The following is a 16,494-nucleotide window of genomic DNA, read 5'->3' on the forward strand; positions in this document are numbered from 1 at the left end:
TGGCGAAGCGTGAAATCCGTGGAGGGGAAAGACCCGTCTCCTCCGAAAGGCTCTGCCATGCGCAACCGACGGCTCGCCGCCGTACTCGCCGGTGCCCTCCTCGCCGGCTCGCTGACCGCCGGTGCGGGGGTCGCGCTCGCGACCGCCGACCGTGACGCCGCCCCGGCGGCGGCCCAGGCCGCCCCCAGGGCCGACGCCTCCCGCACGGTCGACCTGCTGGGCTCGCTCGGCGAGGTCACCAGCCGGGTCAACGACCTGGTCTCCTCCGCCAAGCGCGGCGGGGCCGTCGCCCAGGCGCAGCAGAACGCCGGTGCGCTCGGCGACGCCGCGCAGCAGCTCTCCGCCAAGGTCGGACGGCAGGCGGGGCAGGGCGTCCCGGCCCGGGGCAAGGGCGGCGCCCGTGCCGCGGCCGCGCTCCCCTCCGTCGACGACGTGATCGGCAAGCTCAAGGGCCACGTCCAGGACCTGCTCACGGCACTGCAGAAGAACGACCAGAAGGCCGTCAGCGACGCGATCCAGCAGATCGCCGACGACGCCGTGGCGCTGGTGAAGGCGGTCCTCGCCGCCCTCGGGGTGGCGCTCCCGGCGCTCCCGGCCGCCGCCTCCTGAGCGACCGGCCGCCGCCTCCCGGAACCCGGGGGGCCGTACGGCACAGAGGGGCCGCAGCCGGTGTCCGGCTGCGGCCCCTCACCCGTGCGCCCCTGAGCGCCGGGGTCCTTGGCGGCTCAGTGGCCGAAGGCCGCCACCGGGGACGCCCCGGGGCCGCCGGAGGTGCCGGGGCGCTTCGCCGGCGGCCTGGACGACGGCCGGGGGGACGGGGACGCCCCGGGCAGCGCGTAGAGGTGGCGGGGCGTCACGATCCGGGTGACGGCGGTGGCGAAGAGGGTGCCGGGCTCGCCGCCGGAGGGGGCGGGGGCGTCGGTGTTGACGAGCACCACGAGGGTCGCGCCCGCCGCGGGCAGGTGGACGGCGACGGTCTGGTAGCCGGGCAGCGAGCCGTTGTGGCCGATCCAGCCGTTGAGGTCGAAGATGCCGAGGCCGTAGCCGAGGCCCGGAGCGCCCGTGGGGAGGGTCCGCAGGCGCTGCCGCTGGGTGGCGGGGGTGAGCAGGGTGCCGCGGGCGGCGGTGACGGCCCAGGCCCGCAGGTCGTCGAGGTCCGAGATCACGGCGCCGGCGGCCCACGCCCAGGAGGGGTCCCAGTCGGTGGCGTCGGCGACCGCGCCGGTGGGCGTCTGCCGCGTGTAGCCGCGGGCGTGCGGCTCCGGGAACTCCGGCCCGATCGGCAGCAGCGTCCGCCGCAGCCGGACCGGGTCCATCACCCGCTCCGCGAGATAGCGGTACAGCGGCATCCCGGAGGCCTTCTCCACCACCAGGCCGAGCAGCACGGTGTTGGTGTTGGAGTACTGGAACGCCATGCCCGGCCGGGCCGTGGCGGGGTGCCGGAAGGCGTACGCGAGCAGCTGCCGCGGTGTGAACGCGCGGTGCGGGTCGGCGAGGAACGCCTTGTCGAAGGCGGCGTCCTCGGTGTACGAGAAGAGGCCGCTGCGCATCTCGGCCAACTGGCGCAGGGTGATCCGGCCGCCGCCGGGGACGCCGTCCACGTAGCGGGAGACCGGGTCGTCCAGCCGCACGCGGCCGCGGTCCACCAGCTGCAGCAGCGCGGTGACGGTGAAGGTCTTGGTCTCACTGCCGATCCGGAAGCCGAGGCGGGGCGACATGGGGATGCGCCCGGACCGGTCGGCGCTGCCGAGGGCGCGCACGTACCGGCCGCCCGGCGTCCACAGCCCCACCAGCGCGCCGGGCGCCCTCGTGTCGCGGAGCACCTTCCGCACCGCCCGGTCGAGTTCGGCGACGACGGCGGGGGTCAGGCGGCGCGCCCCGTCGGGTGCGCCGTCGGCCGGGGTGAGGGCGGCGGGGCTGCCGCCGCCGGCGGCGAGGGCGGCGGCGGGGACCGCGGCGGGCCCGGCGGACGAGGGTCCGGCGGATCCGGGCCGAGCGGATCCAGGCCCGGCGGACGCGGGCCCGGCGGGCGATCCGGGGGCCGCGCAGGCCGGGAGGCCCAGGACGGCGGCCAGGACCGCCGCCGCGGCGGCGTGGCGCACCCGCAGCGGCGCCCGGCGCTCGGGGGTGCGCGTCATCTCGGTCTCCTCCTCGGACGTGCCGCGGGACGCCTCCTGCCGCCCTGCTCGGGGCCGCGGGAGGGACGGCACGATCAACGTAAGCGGGGGCGCGGAGGACGGCGACGCGGGCGGGGTCCTCCCGGGTCCATCCGGGTGGGGCACCCGGCCACGCGTCCGCGCGCCGCGGCGCTCAGGCCGCCGCGGCTGGTAGCGGGACGGCCCCCGGTCCGCCCCGCAGCGCCGGCCCTCCGCTTCCCGCGGGCCTGCTCCGGCCCGGGGAAACCCGCTCGACACCCCCCGGCGGCCCCGGCAGAGTCCCCCCATGGAAGGGAACGGGACGGACGGCCGGGACCCGGCCTGCGGCAGGCCGGACGGGTCGGGCCCGGGCACGGGAACGGAAACGGGCGCGGGCACGGAGACGGGCACGGACGCGGACACCGACCCGGGCAGGGATGCCCAGCCGGGCACGGCCCCGGGCACGGGCCTGGACGGCGACGGGTGCATCGTCCGGGAGGGCTCCCTGGACCGTGTCGCGCCCGAGTTCGCCCCGGCGGTCGACGCGGCGCGAGCCCGCATCGCCGAGGTCTTCGGCCCGGACCGCCTGCACAGCGCCTACCTGTACGGCAGCGTCCCGCGCGGCACCGCCGTACCCGGCACGTCCGACCTCGACCTGCTCCTGGCCCTGCGCCGCGCCCCCACACCCGCCGACCGGGCCGACGCGGCGGCCCTGGAGTCCGGGATCGACGCCGCGTTCCCGCAGGTCGACGGCGTGGGCGTCCTGCTCTTCGACACGGCCGTGCTCCTCAGCGAGCTGGAGCGGTACGACCTGGGGTGGTTCACCGCCTGCCTGTGCACCCCGCTGCTCGGCGACGACCTGGCCGCCCTGCTCCCCCGGTACCGGCCCACGGCGCTGCTCGCCCGCGAGACCAACGGCGACCTGGCCCTGGCGCTGCCCGGCTGGCGGGCCCGGGCGGCCGCCGCCCGCACCGACGCCGAACGCCGGGCCCTCAGCCGGGGCGTGTCCCGCCGGCTCGTCCGCAGCGGCCTGACCCTGGTCATGCCGCGCTGGGGCGGCTGGACCAGCGACCTCGACGCCTCCGCCGAGGTCTTCGGCCGGTACTACCCGGCGCGCGCCGCCGCGATGCGCCTGGCCGCCGCCACCGCGCGCACCCCGAGCCCCGACCCCGCCGTCCTGTCCGCGCTCCTCGACGGCCTGGCGCCGTGGCTGGCAGCCGAGTACACCGCCGTCCACGGCCCCAAGGCGCCCCGGCCCTGACGGACCTTCCGGCAGGGAGAACTTCCCTCGATCGCCCACGACCGATACGGTCCCGTGAACGAAGTGTGAAAGCGGGGGGCGGTGCGGCCGTCCGGGGTGTGCGGCGAGGTGCGATGAGCGGCAGTGGCTGGAAGTTCGACGTCCCCACCAGCGGGAGCAAGCAGCTGCCGCCGGACCCACGGTACGTGGAGGCGCTGAGCAGCCAGGGCTACGGCTTCGAGGTCGCCGTCGCGGACCTGGTCGACAACTCGATCGACGCCGGCGCCCGCGACGTGGTCGTCCACTTCCTGCGCGACGGCGACCGGCTGGTGAGCCTGCTCGTGGTCGACGACGGCCACGGCATGGACGAGGACGCCCTGGACGTCGCCATGACGGTCGGCGGCCAGCGCGACTACGCTCCCGGCGCGCTCGGCATGTTCGGGACCGGCCTGAAGTCCGCCTCGCTGTCCCACGCCGACGCGGTGACGGTGGTCAGCAAGACCAAGCGCACGCGCGCCGCGGGCCGACGCTGGCTCACCGCGCACGCCGTGGACGGCTTCCGCTGCGACATCGTCGACCCGGGCTACAGCCAGGACCTCGTCGACCGGTACGCGGGCCGCCCCATCACCTGGCAGGGCACGGTCGTCCGCTGGGACGGCGTCAAGGACTTCCCGCAGCACGGCGGCGGCGGGCAGACCGACCGCTACCTCACCCGCGTGATCAGCAGGCTGGGCCTCCACCTGGGCCTGCACCTGCACCGGTTCCTCGCCCGGGACGACTTCAACATCACCATCGCCGTCGAGGACGTCCGCACCGGCACCGTCTACATGGACTACGGCGTGGTCCCGCTGGACCCGTTCGGCTACCCGGCCAGCGGTGTGACCGGCTACCCGCGCCGCTGGACGGCCCCCGTCGAGGGCCTCGGCGAGATCGCGCTCACCGCCCACATCTGGCCGCCCAAGTCCAACCTCGACGAGTACCGGGCCGTCGGCCCCGTGCAGGAGCGGCAGGGCTTCTACTTCTACCGCAACGACCGCCTGGTGCAGGCCGGCGGCTGGAACGGCTACCGCCAGCCCGACCAGCACCTCGCCCTGGCCCGGGTCGCCGTCGACCTGCCGCCGTCGGGCGGCGACGTCCTCCGGCTGACGGTCAAGAAGTCGGGTGTGAACGCCTCCCCCGCCTTCGCGGCGGCGCTGGAGTCGGCGGCCTACGACGCGGAGGGCCGCGGCTTCAAGGCGTACCTGGACGACGCCGACCAGGCGTACCGGGACGCCCGCAAGCGGTCCGGGACGGTGCGCAAAGCGGTGATCCCGCCTGGCAGGGGCCTGCCGCCGGAGGTGCGGCGCACCGTCCAGGAGGAGCTGCCCGTCCTCTACGGCGAGGAGCCGATCGCCGTGCGCTGGGACCGGCTGGGCAGCGACCTCTTCTTCGACGTGGACCGGGAGAACCGGGCGATCGTCCTCAACCAGCGCTACCGCGCGGCACTGCTGGGCGGCCGCCGCGGAGGCCTCAACGACGCGCCGGTGCTCAAGTCGCTGCTCTACCTGCTGCTGCACAAGGTCTTCGAGAGCGAGTACGCCGGTCCCCGGGAGAAGGACAACCTCCAGCTGTGGCAGGCGGTCCTCCTCTCCGCGGCGCGCAGCGAACTGGACCGCGCCGACGATACTGCGGACGGCCCGGACGGCGCGGGCGCCCCGTAGCGGTCCTGCAGAGGCACCGCACCGCACTGCCCGTCCGCACCGCCCGTCCACCGCCCCGCCTGTCACCGCACCGCCACCGCCGCCCGGCCCTTCCCGCCGGACCGCCCCGACCGGAGAGCGAGCCGCACCGCCGTGTCCGACCCCCTGCTGGCCATCCACAGCTCCGTCCTCGCGATGATGCGCGAGTCGGGGCCCCGGTCGCTCACCAAGTACCTCTTCGTGGTCGGCGACGACATCGACCCGGACGCCGACGTCTCCGAGGCCGCCCTGCTCGCCCGCCTCGGCGCGGACGCCGAGGGCGGCGGCGCGCTGGCCGCCCTGTGGCGGCAGGCCCTCAAGCAGTGGGACCACGAGGAGGCGCAGCGGTGGACCACCGCCGAGCCCAACACCCTGGAGCGCCGCACCGCCGTGTACGACCTCCTGGGCCTGGGGGCGGCGCTGCGGGAGTGCCTCTCCGGCCTGGCGCCGGTGGCGGTGGCGCCGGGACCGGTGGTGATCGCCCGGGAGCACCGGCCCTGGTACGGCGACGACGCGGCCGCACGCCGGGAGTGGTACTGGCCAGCGTACGAGAAGGTGCTGCACGCCAAGGGCTGGAGCGCCGACGCCGTCGCCTCGCTCGACCAGGCCAGCACCCGGGTCGTGGAGCGGCTGGCCGACCCGGCGAGCCCCGAGGCGTACCAGGCCCGCGGGCTGGTCGTCGGGTACGTGCAGTCCGGCAAGACGGCGAACTTCACCGGCGTGATCGCCAAGGCCATGGACGCCGGCTACCGGCTGGTGATCGTGCTGGGCGGCACCCTCAACCTGCTGCGCGCCCAGACCCAGCGGCGGCTCGACATGGAACTCGTCGGGCGGGAGAACGTCCTGCGCGGCGCCGACCCCGACGACCCGCAGGCCATGGAGGGCGTCGACTACCGCTGGGACCCGGACTGGCTGGCCGGGCGGTTCGTCAGCCACGGCGGCCGGCCGAGCGAGCTGGGCGCCTTCGACGTCGAGCGGCTGACGACCCGCGACGACGACTACCGCAGCCTGCTCCAGGGCATTACGGCGCTGGAGTTCGAGAAGCGCGAGCCCGGACTTCCCCTGCACGACCCGCGCAACCTGCACCGCACGGCGGCGCGGCTGATGGTCGTGAAGAAGAACAAGGCGGTCCTGACCAAGCTGGTGAAGGACCTCAAGAAGATCCGCACACCGCTGGCGGAGATCCCCGTCCTCATCGTCGACGACGAGTCCGACCAGGCGTCGGTCAACACCTCGGACCCGAAGAAGACGGCAGAGCGCACCGCCATCAACGGCCTGATCTCCCAGCTGATCCGGCTGCTGCCGCGAGCCCAGTACGTCGGATACACCGCCACGCCGTTCGCCAACGTCTTCATCGACCCCAGCGACGCCGAGGACATCTTCCCCCGCGACTTCCTCGTCTCCCTGCCCCGCCCCGAGGGGTACATGGGCGTACAGGACTTCCACGACCTGGACTCGGACGTGCCGCCCGAGGAGCGCACAGTCGCGAACTCGGCGGAGAAGGCCCACGTCCGGGACATCGCCGTCGACGAGTCCGCCTTCGACGGCCCCGAGGACGCGGACGCGTACGCCGACGCGGTCCACCTGCGCCAGGCGCTGGACATGTACGTCCTCACCGCCGCCGTCAAGGTCTACCGCGAGGAGCTGGGCACAGCCCCGTACCGGCACCACACCATGCTCGTCCACGAGTCGGTGCGCACCGCCGACCACCGAGACCTCGCCGACCGCCTGCGCACCCTGTGGCACGGCTCCGACTACTACGGCCGGTCCGGTCACGACCGGCTCCGGCACCTCTTCGAGACGGACCTGCTGCCTGTCTCCAGCCACCACGCGGACGGCATGCCCGTCCCAGCCTCGTACGAGGAGCTCCAGCGGCACGTGGGCGCCGCCGTGCACCGCATCGGAGGCAGCGGGCATCCGGTGCTCGTCGTCAACGGCGACAAGGACCTCGACCAGCCGGAGCTGGACTTCGACGGGCAGCCGGTGTGGAAGGTCCTGGTAGGCGGCGCCAAGCTCTCCCGGGGCTTCACCGTGGAGGGGCTGACCGTCACGTACTACCGCCGCACCACGGGCGCGGCCGACACGCTGATGCAGATGGGCCGCTGGTTCGGCTTCCGCCGCGGCTACCGCGACCTCGTCCGCCTCTACATCGGCCGGACCGAGCAGCTGACCCGGACGAAGACCGTCGACCTGTACGAGGCGTTCGAGGCCGTCTGCCGCGACGAGGAGTCCTTCCGCGCCCAGCTCGCCCAGTACGCCGCCCCCGTCGACGGCCGCCCCCAGCTCACCCCGGCCCAGGTCCCGCCCCTGGTCGCCCAGCACCTTCCGTGGGTCAAGCCCTCGGCTCGCAACAAGATGTTCAACGCCGAGCTGGTCGAGATCCGCAGTCCGGGCCAGTGGATCGAGCCGACGGCGTATCCCGAGAAGGCAGCAGACCTGCGCCGCAACGCGGAGGTGTGGCAACCGGTGCTTGCGGCACTGGCCGGGGAGAGGGACTTCTTCACCCACCTCCACAAGGAGGACAGGGGCCGATACACCGACTATCCGGCACAGACCGCCGTCCTGCCCCACCCGGCGCTGGTGGAGGTCTTGGAGGGCCTGACCTGGCCCAGGCCGGAGCTCTTCGCCCCCCACCTCCAGTATCTGCGGGACATGGGAGCGCTCAGCCACGGCGCAGACGACTGGGTCGTCATCGCGCCGCAGACCAGTGGCCCGGGCAGTGTGCCTGCCAGCATCCTCGGTGCAGCTCCGCTGACCCTGGTCGTCCGGGGACGCAGCGCCCGGGGCGTGTTCAACCGCATCAGCGGTGTCGCACACCGCCAGTCGGCGGAGCGGATCGCAGGCCTGCTGCCTCCCACGGACGAGGACCCGTCGGCGGGGCGGCTGGCGCGGCCCCGGCGCGGAGCCGTCCTGCTGTACCCGGTCGTCGACCGCAGCCACGGCTCACTGGAGGAGGCAGCCGTCAACGGCACGGCGGATCCCGGCAAGATCGTCATCGCCTTCGCCGTCCTTCCCCCGGCCGGACAGGGTGCAGCCTCCGGGCCGCTGGTCCGCTTCCGCGCGGTCAACAGCGACCTCGCCTCTGAACCGATCGTCTCCAGCAGCGCCGGTTGACGCAGCCGGCATCCAGGAAAGGACTCTGCCCAGTGGCTCGCCTCCATCTCCAGCAGATCGGCAGCACCTGCCTCAACGAGGACTGCCAGACGCCCGGCCGGAGGCTCCTGCACCCCGACGAGGATCCGGGCGTCCAGCGGGTCCTGGGCGTCCTCAGCGGACTGCCTGTGGCGGAGAACTTCACCACGGCCGTCTGCGCCTCCGTGGACTACGTCCTCGACGGACGCCGCACAGGCCGGTTCGACCTGCTCGCCCCCGACGTGCACCCGGGCGAGCGGGCGTCAGTAGGTGCGAAGCTGGAGTACGAAGCGCTGAGGATCTTCCGCTGGAAGAAGGCGAAGCCCCTGGACACGGTGGTAGGGGGCGTACCGGTCGACCTGAAGGCAACGGTCGGGGCCAACTGGGCCATTCCGACCGAGGCCCACTGCCACCTGTGCCTGTGCACCCAGATCCGGGTGGGGGCCGGCCTCCACCGGACATGGCTCATCCGCGCCCACACCTCGTGGCTGTACCGGGGCAAGGGCAACAAGGACGGCAAGCGGGGCATCGCCGTCGAGGCGCGCGAGCGCTGGGGCGTCCCGCTGTACGACTGGACGCCCCTGCCGGTCAACCCGCTGTCCCTGCTGACCGAGGAGCAGGCTGGACAGGTACTGGCGGACAGGCCGGGACAGCAGGTGCGCCTCCTGAAGATGTTCGGGTACCTGCCCGGAGTGGTCATCCCGCGGAATGCCATCGAGACCGTCTGTGCGGGTAGGCAGGACCCTGTGCGGCGAGTCCGGAACATCCGCCTCGCCGCCGAGCGGAAGGGACTCAGGCTGCTGTGCGGCACCTGGCTGGAGGACAGGATGCAGGCGGAACTCCGGGGGATCGCCCTGGGACCGGGAGACTGGATCGCCCTCCCCCTTGAGGGGGACGTGGCGGATCCGGCACAGCGCGGCATCGACCAGGCGTGGCCGGTCTCGGGCAGCGCCCCGCTGTGGGAGGTGGTCCATGACCGTTAGCGGTTGGGTGCCGCCTGAGGGGTCGTGGGCGTCCTCCGAAGCGAACCGCACCAGCATGCTGGGCAACCGGAGCAGGGACACCAGCCCCGAGAAGGCACTCCGGTCGCTCGTACACGCGGCCGGGCTCCGCTACCGGGTGTGCGCACGCCCCCTGCCCGACCTCCGCCGGACGGCCGACCTGGTCTTCCGGCCGGCGAAGGTCGCCGTCTTCGTCGACGGCTGCTACTGGCACGGCTGCCCGGTCCACTACGTCCCGCCGAAGACCAACCCCGGCTACTGGTCGGACAAGGTGGCGCGGAACATCGCACGGGACCGGGACACAGACGAGCGTCTCAGGGCGGCAGGGTGGACCGTCCTGCGCTTCTGGGAGCACGAGCCGTCAGACGAGTGCGCCCTCCGCGTCCTCGACACGGTCGCCAGCCGGCGTGCCGAGATCCTGGGGAGCGACCAGCCCAGCAGAGAAGAGTGAGACCTGCTCGCGCTCTTCCTGCGGCGTCTCCCACAGAGGGCCGGTGCGGCCCAGCGCCTCGGCAATGCTCCTGCCCACGGCTTCCGCGACCGGGGGCGGGAAGGCGTTGCCGACCTGGCGATAGCGTGCTGTCTTGCCCCCGAAGAACTCCCAGTCCTCAGGGAAACCCTGGATGAGAGCAGCCTGGCCCACGGTGAGCTTGGGACCGTTGTCTCCGTAGAGGTCCCGCTCCGGAACCACAGAGTCCTCGTCATTCGCAACACCCATGGCGTCGATACCCAACTGCTTCCACGCAGCCTTGGCCCGGGTGGGCCCCAGGTCGGCCCCGCCGTGCTTCTTGGAGCCGCCTACCAGGGTGGGCGCGACGCTGCCGGTCCTCGCCTGCTTCAGCCAGAGCTTGAACATCTCCGGGTTGTCCTTGAACCGGCGGCGCATGGACTTGGCCAGGGCATCCGCAACAGTACGGGCCGGGGCGCCAGTAGGATCCGGCCAGTCGAACCCCCTATAGCAGTCCTTGCGGATCGCCACCAGGATTGCCCGAGGACGGAGCTGCGGAACCCCGTAGTCCCGCGCCTCCAGCACCTTCCATCCACAGCCGACGTATCCGGAAGAGCGGAGCCTTCCAAGGATCTGCTCCCGGTAGCCCTTGAACTTGTAGTCCGGCTGGAGTAGGCCGCGCACATTCTCGATCATCACAGCACGAGGCCGGAGCTCATCGACGAGGTCCAGCATGGTGGGGAAGAGGTCACGCTCGTCGTCCTGCCCCAGCTGCTTGCCGGCGATAGAGAACGGCGGGCAGGGGACGCCGCCCGCGAGGAGGTCGAGCTGTCCCCGCTCAAGCCCGGAGTCGCTGAGGGCGCTGAAAGGCCTGAACTCCTTGACATCCATGGACAGCACCTTGCAGTGCTCCCGCTCCCATGCCCATTCCTTGCGGCGGGCCACGTTGAGCTTGAGCGTCTCGACCGCATGCTTGTCGATCTCGACGAGTGCAAGATGCCGGAAGCCAGCGCTGTGGAGTCCGACGGCCTGGCCTCCCGCGCCGGCGCAGATCTCGATCGAGGTCAGCGTCCGATCACCGGAAACCATGGATGTCCTCCTGGGTTGGCACATAGAGATGTCCAAGTGTTGCAGACATCCGGCGAGTGCAGTCCACCCGCACCACACGGACCACGCAGTGTGCCACTCATCACCGACAACGAGCATCAGATGCCGCGCCTCATGGCTGCGAGCACTGCCTTGACGACTCAAGCTGCGTCCGTCCCGTGCTGCGGCGGAATCTGCCGCAGCACGGGACGCAGGGGCCCGCCGCCTCTCAGACTGTGGTTGCAGCCCTGTCGAGGTGACCGAGGAGAGCCCGCACGTCAGCCATGTCCATGCCTCCAGCGATGGATGGCTCCTCGACTAGGTCGCCTAGCTGCTGGACGGACGGATCGTCCAGGATGCGCCCCATGAATTCGAGCTTCTCCTCCATCCGTAGTGCGACAACCTCGTCGATCGTTCCTGACGCGGCGAGCACGGTAACCCTCGTCTCAGTGTCAGGTGCAAGGCCTAGGCGGTGAATGCGGTCAATGCTCTGCAGGAAGCGTCCGGCCATGAAGTCCCGATCCACATAGACCGCGTCATGGCACACATGGTGCAGGCTGATGCCCTCGCCGAGGGTCGCAGGGTTTGACAGCAGCACGAGGCAGTCAGGGTCCTCTCGGAAGCGACGCAGCTGCTCATTCCGGTCCTTGGTCCCACCGTGCACCACGGCCGGTCGATAGCTGGCGAGCATCCGCTCCATCGTTGTGAGGCTGCGGACGAAGGTCGTCCAGACAAGAGTCTTGCGCCCAGCCGCCGCGTTCTCTCCGACGATGCTGAGCGTCTCCTTGTACTTCGGCGAGAGTTCGTAGCGCGGCAGGTCCCGCAGCAGCGCATAGAGGGAGTCGCTCTGCGGCGGCAGCAAAGGAGGCACCTGGTAGGACAGCGGCTCATAGCGGCTGGCCCGTTCCGCCAGAAGCGCAGGGCTAGTCGCCGCCATCAGAAGGCGGAGCATTGCCTTACCGAGCGCATCGAAGTCGTCACGGGACCCCTCTGCACGGGCGGAGTAGCGGCCAATCAGCGCATCGTATATCTCACGGTGAAGCGACGGTAGCTCAACGTAGCGGATTCTCGGCTCGTACGGGGGGAGGCCGAGCTCGTGCTTGGTCGTCCGAGTGAACAGAGGCCTCAGCACACTGCTCGCGTAGGCGAGGTCGCCGCCTGCGACAGCGTTGGTCACGACCCTGCGGCCATGGCCCGGCCACACGAAGGACAGGAGGTTCTCCAGGTCGCGGGCCCCGTTCGGCGCCGGCGTTCCGGTGAGGATCAACCGACGTCGGGCCAAAGGGCCGAGGGCGAGACAGGCAGAGCCATAGGTTCCGCTGGCGCCGAGTTTCATCCGGTGCGCTTCATCAAGAATGATCATGGAAGGCGCCGCCCGCAGCCAGTCGGCCAGAGCTGCAAGCGAGCGGTCTAGACGCTCGTAATTGACCACCAGAACCTCAGCCCCCGGGTCTGGAGACTTCTCCATGACCTGCACACGCAACGGCTCCCGAAAGCACGTAGCGCTCTCGTAGCGCCATGATTCATAGGCCGACTTGGGACTGACCACCAGCAGTCTGCACACCTCCCCCCTTGCCCGATCTGCCGCATAGACGGCGAACCCTACCCGGGTCTTACCAGCTCCCGGAACACTGAAGTTCGCCCCATGGCGGAGAGAAAGCAGCCGAGCGATATCGCGCTCCTGGAACGAAGTCAGCTCAGCCTTCCACTGGCTGCCCAGCATCGAAGCCACGCCATCCGGCCTGACTGTGCCAGGAAGCGGAACAGTACCGCTTTCCAGCTGGAGTTCAGCTGCCTCTGCGTCGTCGAGCACGCCGTTGACGAGGCTGAGGAGCGCGTCCTCCCACTCGACACTCTCAGGTGCAGGCCATGAACCCAGCTCGCCGATCCCCACCAGGAAGTCGTCGAGATCGATCTCAACTGCCAGCGGTCCACGCTGCCCTCCCACCGCAAAGCGGGCGGCCAGCGCAGCCAGGTCGCTCTGGTGCCCAGGCACAGTTCGCAGGACAACCCTGGTCCGGCCAACGTCGAAGGCAAGCCGGAGAGACGGCTCATCTGCAGTCACCTGCTGTCTCCCTTGAAAGCCTCCAACAGCCAGGCGACACCGTCGCCAGGCGCCTTGATGCTGCGCGAAGTCTCGAAGGCCAGCTTCCCCAAGGTTCCGCGAAGCTTCAACACCGCCTCGTCATAAGCTTCTTCGTCGAGATTGTTGGAAGCCCTGGCCATGACGAGGTCGGTGATGCACTGCTCAATGTCCTGGCAGGCGTCGGCAATACGGTCAGGAACGGCCTGACGACGCTTCCGGACGCGTGCGTCCTTGCCGGCGAATTCCAAGGCTGTGGAGAACGCAAGCTTGGCCGCCGCGATGGTTCGGGAGGACTCGGCGACCTGCGCTGCGGGCACGCGGCCCCCTGCCGCCTCCACTGCCTTTGCCTTGAGCAGAGTGTCGGTGAGCGCCCTGGCGGCCGCGACCTTGGCCCCATTCGCCTTGACCGACCGGTTCAGCCCGGGAATTGCAACCGCTCGTGGAGCCTCCACCGAAGTGGGCTTGAGAGAATCCGGCAGAATCCGGTCCAAGTAGCGCGCCTGGAAGTCCGGGTCGATCAGGCGGACATCGGTCTTGGAGAATTCCAGGGCCACAGCTGCGAGACGGCTCTCCTTGAGGAGGTCTGCGTCCTCCTTGTTGACAGCCGACTCCTTCACGTACCGCCGATGCAGCTCGCGCAGCTTTTCCTGAGCGTCCTCGAAGTCCATCAGCCGGAGTTGCGCATCTCCACTGGCGCTACGCATGGCGAGATCGCGAAGACAAGAGAGGATCCAGAGATCTTGCTCGCATGTGTCGGTCCGGATGTGGAATTCCCGTGCGATGTCCTTCAGCAGTCTGCCGTCCACCAGCTGCTCGTCAATAGCCAGCAGACGGTTGATAAAGGTGTAGTCGCGGCGGTGATCCTTGCGGAGCTGCAGAGACAGCTCCACCGCGCTGACATCAGCCCACGTACACGACTCAGGTAGCACGCCTACGCGGATGTGCGGCACCCCCAGTTCCTTGAGGGCCGCGCGCCGGGTGTTTCCGTTGACCAGGACGCCATCCCTGGTGATTAGCCCAGGGTCGGTCTGCTTGAAGTCTCGGAGACTCTCAAGGAGTGTGTCGAAATCGGGATCGCGCAGCGAGGGGTCCTTGGGGAGTGCCTGAAGCAGAAAGTGCAGGTACTCCTGGCTCTCGTCGCTCCACGCGTCAGATTCCAGGGCCCGGTCACGTGCGGGGTCGTGGCTACGCTGAGCGCGGATACGGTGCGTGCTCGGGTTGTAGTAGAGGTCCTTGACCGGCATGTCGACGACCTCGACGTGCAAGGGCTGACCTCGCCACTCGATGGTCAGCGTCTCTTTGGTGCCGCCTACCGCGCGGGCCTCCTTAAGGCGTTCCTCCACCAGTTCCCGGTTCTGCTCGGCAAGCGGCGGGACACCGAAATCCATCCTCATGGGTATCTCCACAGTCGTCAGTGAGCTTTTCCACACGTGGGTGGGGTGCGGCGGCCGGCCAGCTGGTTCAGACGGCCGCCGCGCCTGTCCGTTGTTCTCGGCTGTTCTAGCTGAGCGCGCTCCGGACCTGCCGTCGGGCTTCGGCGGGAAGCGTGCGGTAATCCGCCCACAACTGCTCCAGCGCGCTGAAGTCCCGGGAGTCCTTGCCAATCCAGCCGGCCAGGATCCGACGCTCCAGCTCGGACAGCCGATCGATCCGAGCAAGCACCTCTCCGACATCGGCAGTCAGACCCCGTCCGCCCACGCGACAGCGGTTGCACTCGGTGACCAGCTGAACCTCCTCGCTTCCAGCAGCCGTCCGGACCCTGCGACGGGCAACATCGAGCTGCGCAGCCTCATAGGTGCCGGCGTACAACTGACCGGAGGTGATGCCACAGGAACGGCACATGTGCCCGTCACGGGCCAACAGGTCGCGCCTCTCGGTAGCGGTGGGCACGAGCCCAGACTTGGTGGCCTTGCCCGGCTCCCAGACAGGCTCCCCCATCTGCACGAACCGCTGCTCGTGCGCCTCCAGGCGAAGGTCTTCCCGGTTGGTGTCGATCCGCCACGCGAAGTCCCGGAGGTCCCGCATGCGCCGGTCAATCTGAGAGGTCCCCGGGAACGCCTCCCGAAGCTGCGCCTTCGTGAAGAGGTTCCCTTCCCCGACAACCTGGACGAGCCACAGCGCCGCGCGCTTCATAGTGCCCAGCTTCTCGTCCTGCCAGGAGGGCTGTCCCATCAGCGGTACCTCACAGTTCATCCAACCGCAGGGGCCCAACGGCTTGCGGAGCGCCTGCCCGGGGGAGCCGGATGGCTTCCCTTTTCTGGCTGGCTGCGTCAAGACTCCTCCTAGGGCAAGGCAGAAGTGAAGCCGGTAAGAGACTTTCGCAAAAGGAGTGAACACCTAGCGCTTCTGGAGGGTCCAATGGTTCGACAGACTCTTGCCCATGCCCACCGAAGGGCAGCGGAGAGGGGAGTCTGGGTTGGCGGGATCGGGGCAGTTCACAGCCGAGATCAACTCTTCGGCCTCACCAGCACACCAGAACTTCGCCCAAGTGCTGCGAGACCTGTGGGACGTCATCACGCGGGGAGGAGAGACACTGAGCCATCGCGCCCTCCAGGAAAGACTCCGCAAGGAGGGGATGGTCGTCAGCGCTACTCGGTTCTCAGAGCTGCTGAGCGCACGTCGGCCGCCAGATCTGAACCTTGCCAGGAAGCTGCTCGAGTATGCGCTGGAGGCATCTGGGACAGACACAGCCAGTACGCAGTCGATCATTTCGCGGTCTGAGCTGGAGGCGCTGCATGAGAGGGCGGCCGTCAAGCATTGCGCCTGCTGTCCGGACGGCAAGCCGAGCAGCAGCCACCTGCCTGGCGAGCCTCTCAGCCCTGAGGTCACCTCCGCTGCTCTAGGAGCGGAGGTGACGAACGGCACTACGAGCCGGCGCTCGGACGTACAGCCAGCGGAGGAGGTATTCACTTCCGACTCTTCCGCTTCCACAGCGGCCGGTGTCGGGTTGCCGGTCCCCGCGGGTGCGGGGGACCGGCAACCCGACACCGGCCAGGAAGCCGTCTGGCCTCCCCTGTCGACCCTCGAACACCATCTCCGGGACAAGAGGTTCGATGACGCCCGGGTGATCCTGCGCTATGCCGGCACAGACGGGTCGATCAGCGAGATTCCGGATGCGGTGTCAGCCTGCCGGGGTGCCGGACTGGACTTGGCGGCAGAGACGATCTTCCACTACGTCGCGCAGAGGGAGAGCAGGGATGTGCTCCGCGTTCTGCAGTTGCTCGCTTCCGAGCAACGGTATGCAGATGTCGACACCCTTCTTCAGGCGGCGAACGGCGATCATGTTCCGGGTGCGGCCTAACAAGACGTCTCATTTGGAGAGTCGGCGATAGCCGATGAGTGCTGCGGCGAGGCCGACGAAGCCGAGGAAGTGCTCGGCTTTGCGCTCGTAGCGGCGGTGGAGACGCCGGCAGCCGCCGAGCCAGGCGACGGTGCGCTCGACGACCCAGCGGTGCCGGCCCAGGCGTTCGGAGGAGTCCTGGCCGCGCCGGGCGATCCGGGGTGCGATGCCGCGCTGGCGCAACCAGGCGCGCAGGTGGGAGTAGTCGTATCCCTTGTCGCCGTGCAGCTTGGCCGGGCGGCGGCGCCGCGGCCCACGGCGGGAGCGGATGGGCGGGATGCCGCGCACCAGTGGGATGAGGGCCTGGC

Annotated in this window: 13 protein-coding genes; 7 read left to right on the top strand and 6 right to left on the bottom strand. The window is 70.3% G+C overall.

Annotated elements, in window-relative coordinates; all coding sequences use genetic code 11:
* The first annotated feature begins 57 nt into the window (after positions 1 to 57).
* The gene (locus tag LO771_RS28215; RefSeq protein ID WP_230747702.1) at positions 58 to 609 is read left to right on the top strand and encodes a hypothetical protein; all 552 of its coding nucleotides are present in this window, start codon (positions 58 to 60) and stop codon (positions 607 to 609) included.
* A 116-nt stretch (positions 610 to 725) separates the two neighbouring features.
* Here LO771_RS28215 and LO771_RS28220 read toward each other — a convergent pair whose 3' ends face one another.
* Positions 726 to 2,138 (bottom strand): serine hydrolase, encoded by a 1,413-nt coding sequence (locus LO771_RS28220; RefSeq protein WP_230747703.1) that lies wholly within the window; start codon positions 2,136 to 2,138, stop codon positions 726 to 728.
* Between the two features lie 304 nt (positions 2,139 to 2,442).
* On the opposite strand from LO771_RS28220, the gene LO771_RS28225 reads away from it, so the two are divergent.
* From LO771_RS28225 to LO771_RS28245, 5 genes are all read left to right on the top strand, one after another.
* Complete coding sequence (locus tag LO771_RS28225) at positions 2,443 to 3,396, top strand: nucleotidyltransferase (RefSeq protein ID WP_230747705.1); 954 nt, start codon at positions 2,443 to 2,445, stop codon at positions 3,394 to 3,396.
* Between the two features lie 113 nt (positions 3,397 to 3,509).
* Positions 3,510 to 5,075 carry an ATP-binding protein gene (locus LO771_RS28230; protein WP_230747708.1) on the top strand — a complete coding sequence of 522 codons (1,566 nt, stop codon included), beginning with the start codon at positions 3,510 to 3,512 and terminating at the stop codon, positions 5,073 to 5,075.
* 132 nt (positions 5,076 to 5,207) lie between these two features.
* Positions 5,208 to 8,207 carry a Z1 domain-containing protein gene (locus LO771_RS28235; RefSeq protein WP_230747710.1) on the top strand — a complete coding sequence of 1,000 codons (3,000 nt, stop codon included), beginning with the start codon at positions 5,208 to 5,210 and terminating at the stop codon, positions 8,205 to 8,207.
* Positions 8,208 to 8,239: 32 nt separating this feature from the next.
* Positions 8,240 to 9,208 (top strand): NaeI family type II restriction endonuclease, encoded by a 969-nt coding sequence (locus tag LO771_RS28240; RefSeq protein ID WP_230747712.1) that lies wholly within the window; start codon positions 8,240 to 8,242, stop codon positions 9,206 to 9,208.
* Positions 9,198 to 9,677 carry a very short patch repair endonuclease gene (locus tag LO771_RS28245; protein WP_230747713.1) on the top strand — a complete coding sequence of 160 codons (480 nt, stop codon included), beginning with the start codon at positions 9,198 to 9,200 and terminating at the stop codon, positions 9,675 to 9,677. The genes LO771_RS28240 and LO771_RS28245 overlap by 11 nt, the downstream gene beginning before the upstream one ends.
* Here LO771_RS28245 and LO771_RS28250 read toward each other — a convergent pair.
* The 4 genes from LO771_RS28250 to LO771_RS28265 all read right to left on the bottom strand — a co-directional run bounded on the left by LO771_RS28250 (position 9,588) and on the right by LO771_RS28265 (position 15,018).
* Positions 9,588 to 10,763 carry a DNA cytosine methyltransferase gene (locus tag LO771_RS28250; RefSeq protein ID WP_230747714.1) on the bottom strand — a complete coding sequence of 392 codons (1,176 nt, stop codon included), beginning with the start codon at positions 10,761 to 10,763 and terminating at the stop codon, positions 9,588 to 9,590. The two genes, LO771_RS28245 and LO771_RS28250, sit on opposite strands and share 90 nt — an antisense overlap.
* A gap of 226 nt (positions 10,764 to 10,989) precedes the next feature.
* Positions 10,990 to 12,825, bottom strand: coding sequence for a DEAD/DEAH box helicase (locus LO771_RS28255; RefSeq protein WP_230747715.1), 1,836 nt, complete (start codon positions 12,823 to 12,825; stop codon positions 10,990 to 10,992).
* The gene (locus LO771_RS28260) at positions 12,822 to 14,240 is read right to left on the bottom strand and encodes a transcriptional regulator (RefSeq protein WP_230747716.1); all 1,419 of its coding nucleotides are present in this window, start codon (positions 14,238 to 14,240) and stop codon (positions 12,822 to 12,824) included. Before LO771_RS28260 ends, LO771_RS28255 begins: the two co-directional genes overlap by 4 nt.
* Before the next feature lie 106 nt (positions 14,241 to 14,346).
* Positions 14,347 to 15,018, bottom strand: a complete 672-nt coding sequence (locus LO771_RS28265; RefSeq protein ID WP_230747717.1) for a hypothetical protein — start codon at positions 15,016 to 15,018, stop codon at positions 14,347 to 14,349.
* 208 nt (positions 15,019 to 15,226) lie between these two features.
* Between LO771_RS28265 and LO771_RS28270 the strand changes: the two genes are divergently transcribed.
* A complete protein-coding gene (locus LO771_RS28270; RefSeq protein ID WP_230747718.1) occupies positions 15,227 to 16,147 on the top strand; it encodes a hypothetical protein in 921 nt (306 codons plus the stop codon).
* A gap of 9 nt (positions 16,148 to 16,156) precedes the next feature.
* Here LO771_RS28270 and LO771_RS28275 read toward each other — a convergent pair.
* A partial coding sequence (locus tag LO771_RS28275) for a transposase (protein ID WP_230745280.1) occupies positions 16,157 to 16,494 on the bottom strand: 338 nt, incomplete at its 5' end.

Source organism: Streptacidiphilus sp. ASG 303 (assembly GCF_020991365.1).
GTDB lineage: Bacteria > Actinomycetota > Actinomycetes > Streptomycetales > Streptomycetaceae > Peterkaempfera.

Bases quoted from the DNA above. Each gene is read 5' to 3' on its own strand.
- LO771_RS28215 (WP_230747702.1), top strand. From the start codon at position 58: ATGCGCAACCGACGGCTCGCCGCCGTACTCGCCGGTGCCCTCCTCGCC.
- LO771_RS28220 (WP_230747703.1), bottom strand. From the start codon at position 2,138: ATGACGCGCACCCCCGAGCGCCGGGCGCCGCTGCGGGTGCGCCACGCC.
- LO771_RS28225 (WP_230747705.1), top strand. From the start codon at position 2,443: ATGGAAGGGAACGGGACGGACGGCCGGGACCCGGCCTGCGGCAGGCCG.
- LO771_RS28230 (WP_230747708.1), top strand. From the start codon at position 3,510: ATGAGCGGCAGTGGCTGGAAGTTCGACGTCCCCACCAGCGGGAGCAAG.
- LO771_RS28245 (WP_230747713.1), top strand. From the start codon at position 9,198: ATGACCGTTAGCGGTTGGGTGCCGCCTGAGGGGTCGTGGGCGTCCTCC.
- LO771_RS28250 (WP_230747714.1), bottom strand. From the start codon at position 10,763: ATGGTTTCCGGTGATCGGACGCTGACCTCGATCGAGATCTGCGCCGGC.
- LO771_RS28260 (WP_230747716.1), bottom strand. From the start codon at position 14,240: ATGAGGATGGATTTCGGTGTCCCGCCGCTTGCCGAGCAGAACCGGGAA.
- LO771_RS28265 (WP_230747717.1), bottom strand. From the start codon at position 15,018: ATGGGACAGCCCTCCTGGCAGGACGAGAAGCTGGGCACTATGAAGCGC.
- LO771_RS28270 (WP_230747718.1), top strand. From the start codon at position 15,227: ATGCCCACCGAAGGGCAGCGGAGAGGGGAGTCTGGGTTGGCGGGATCG.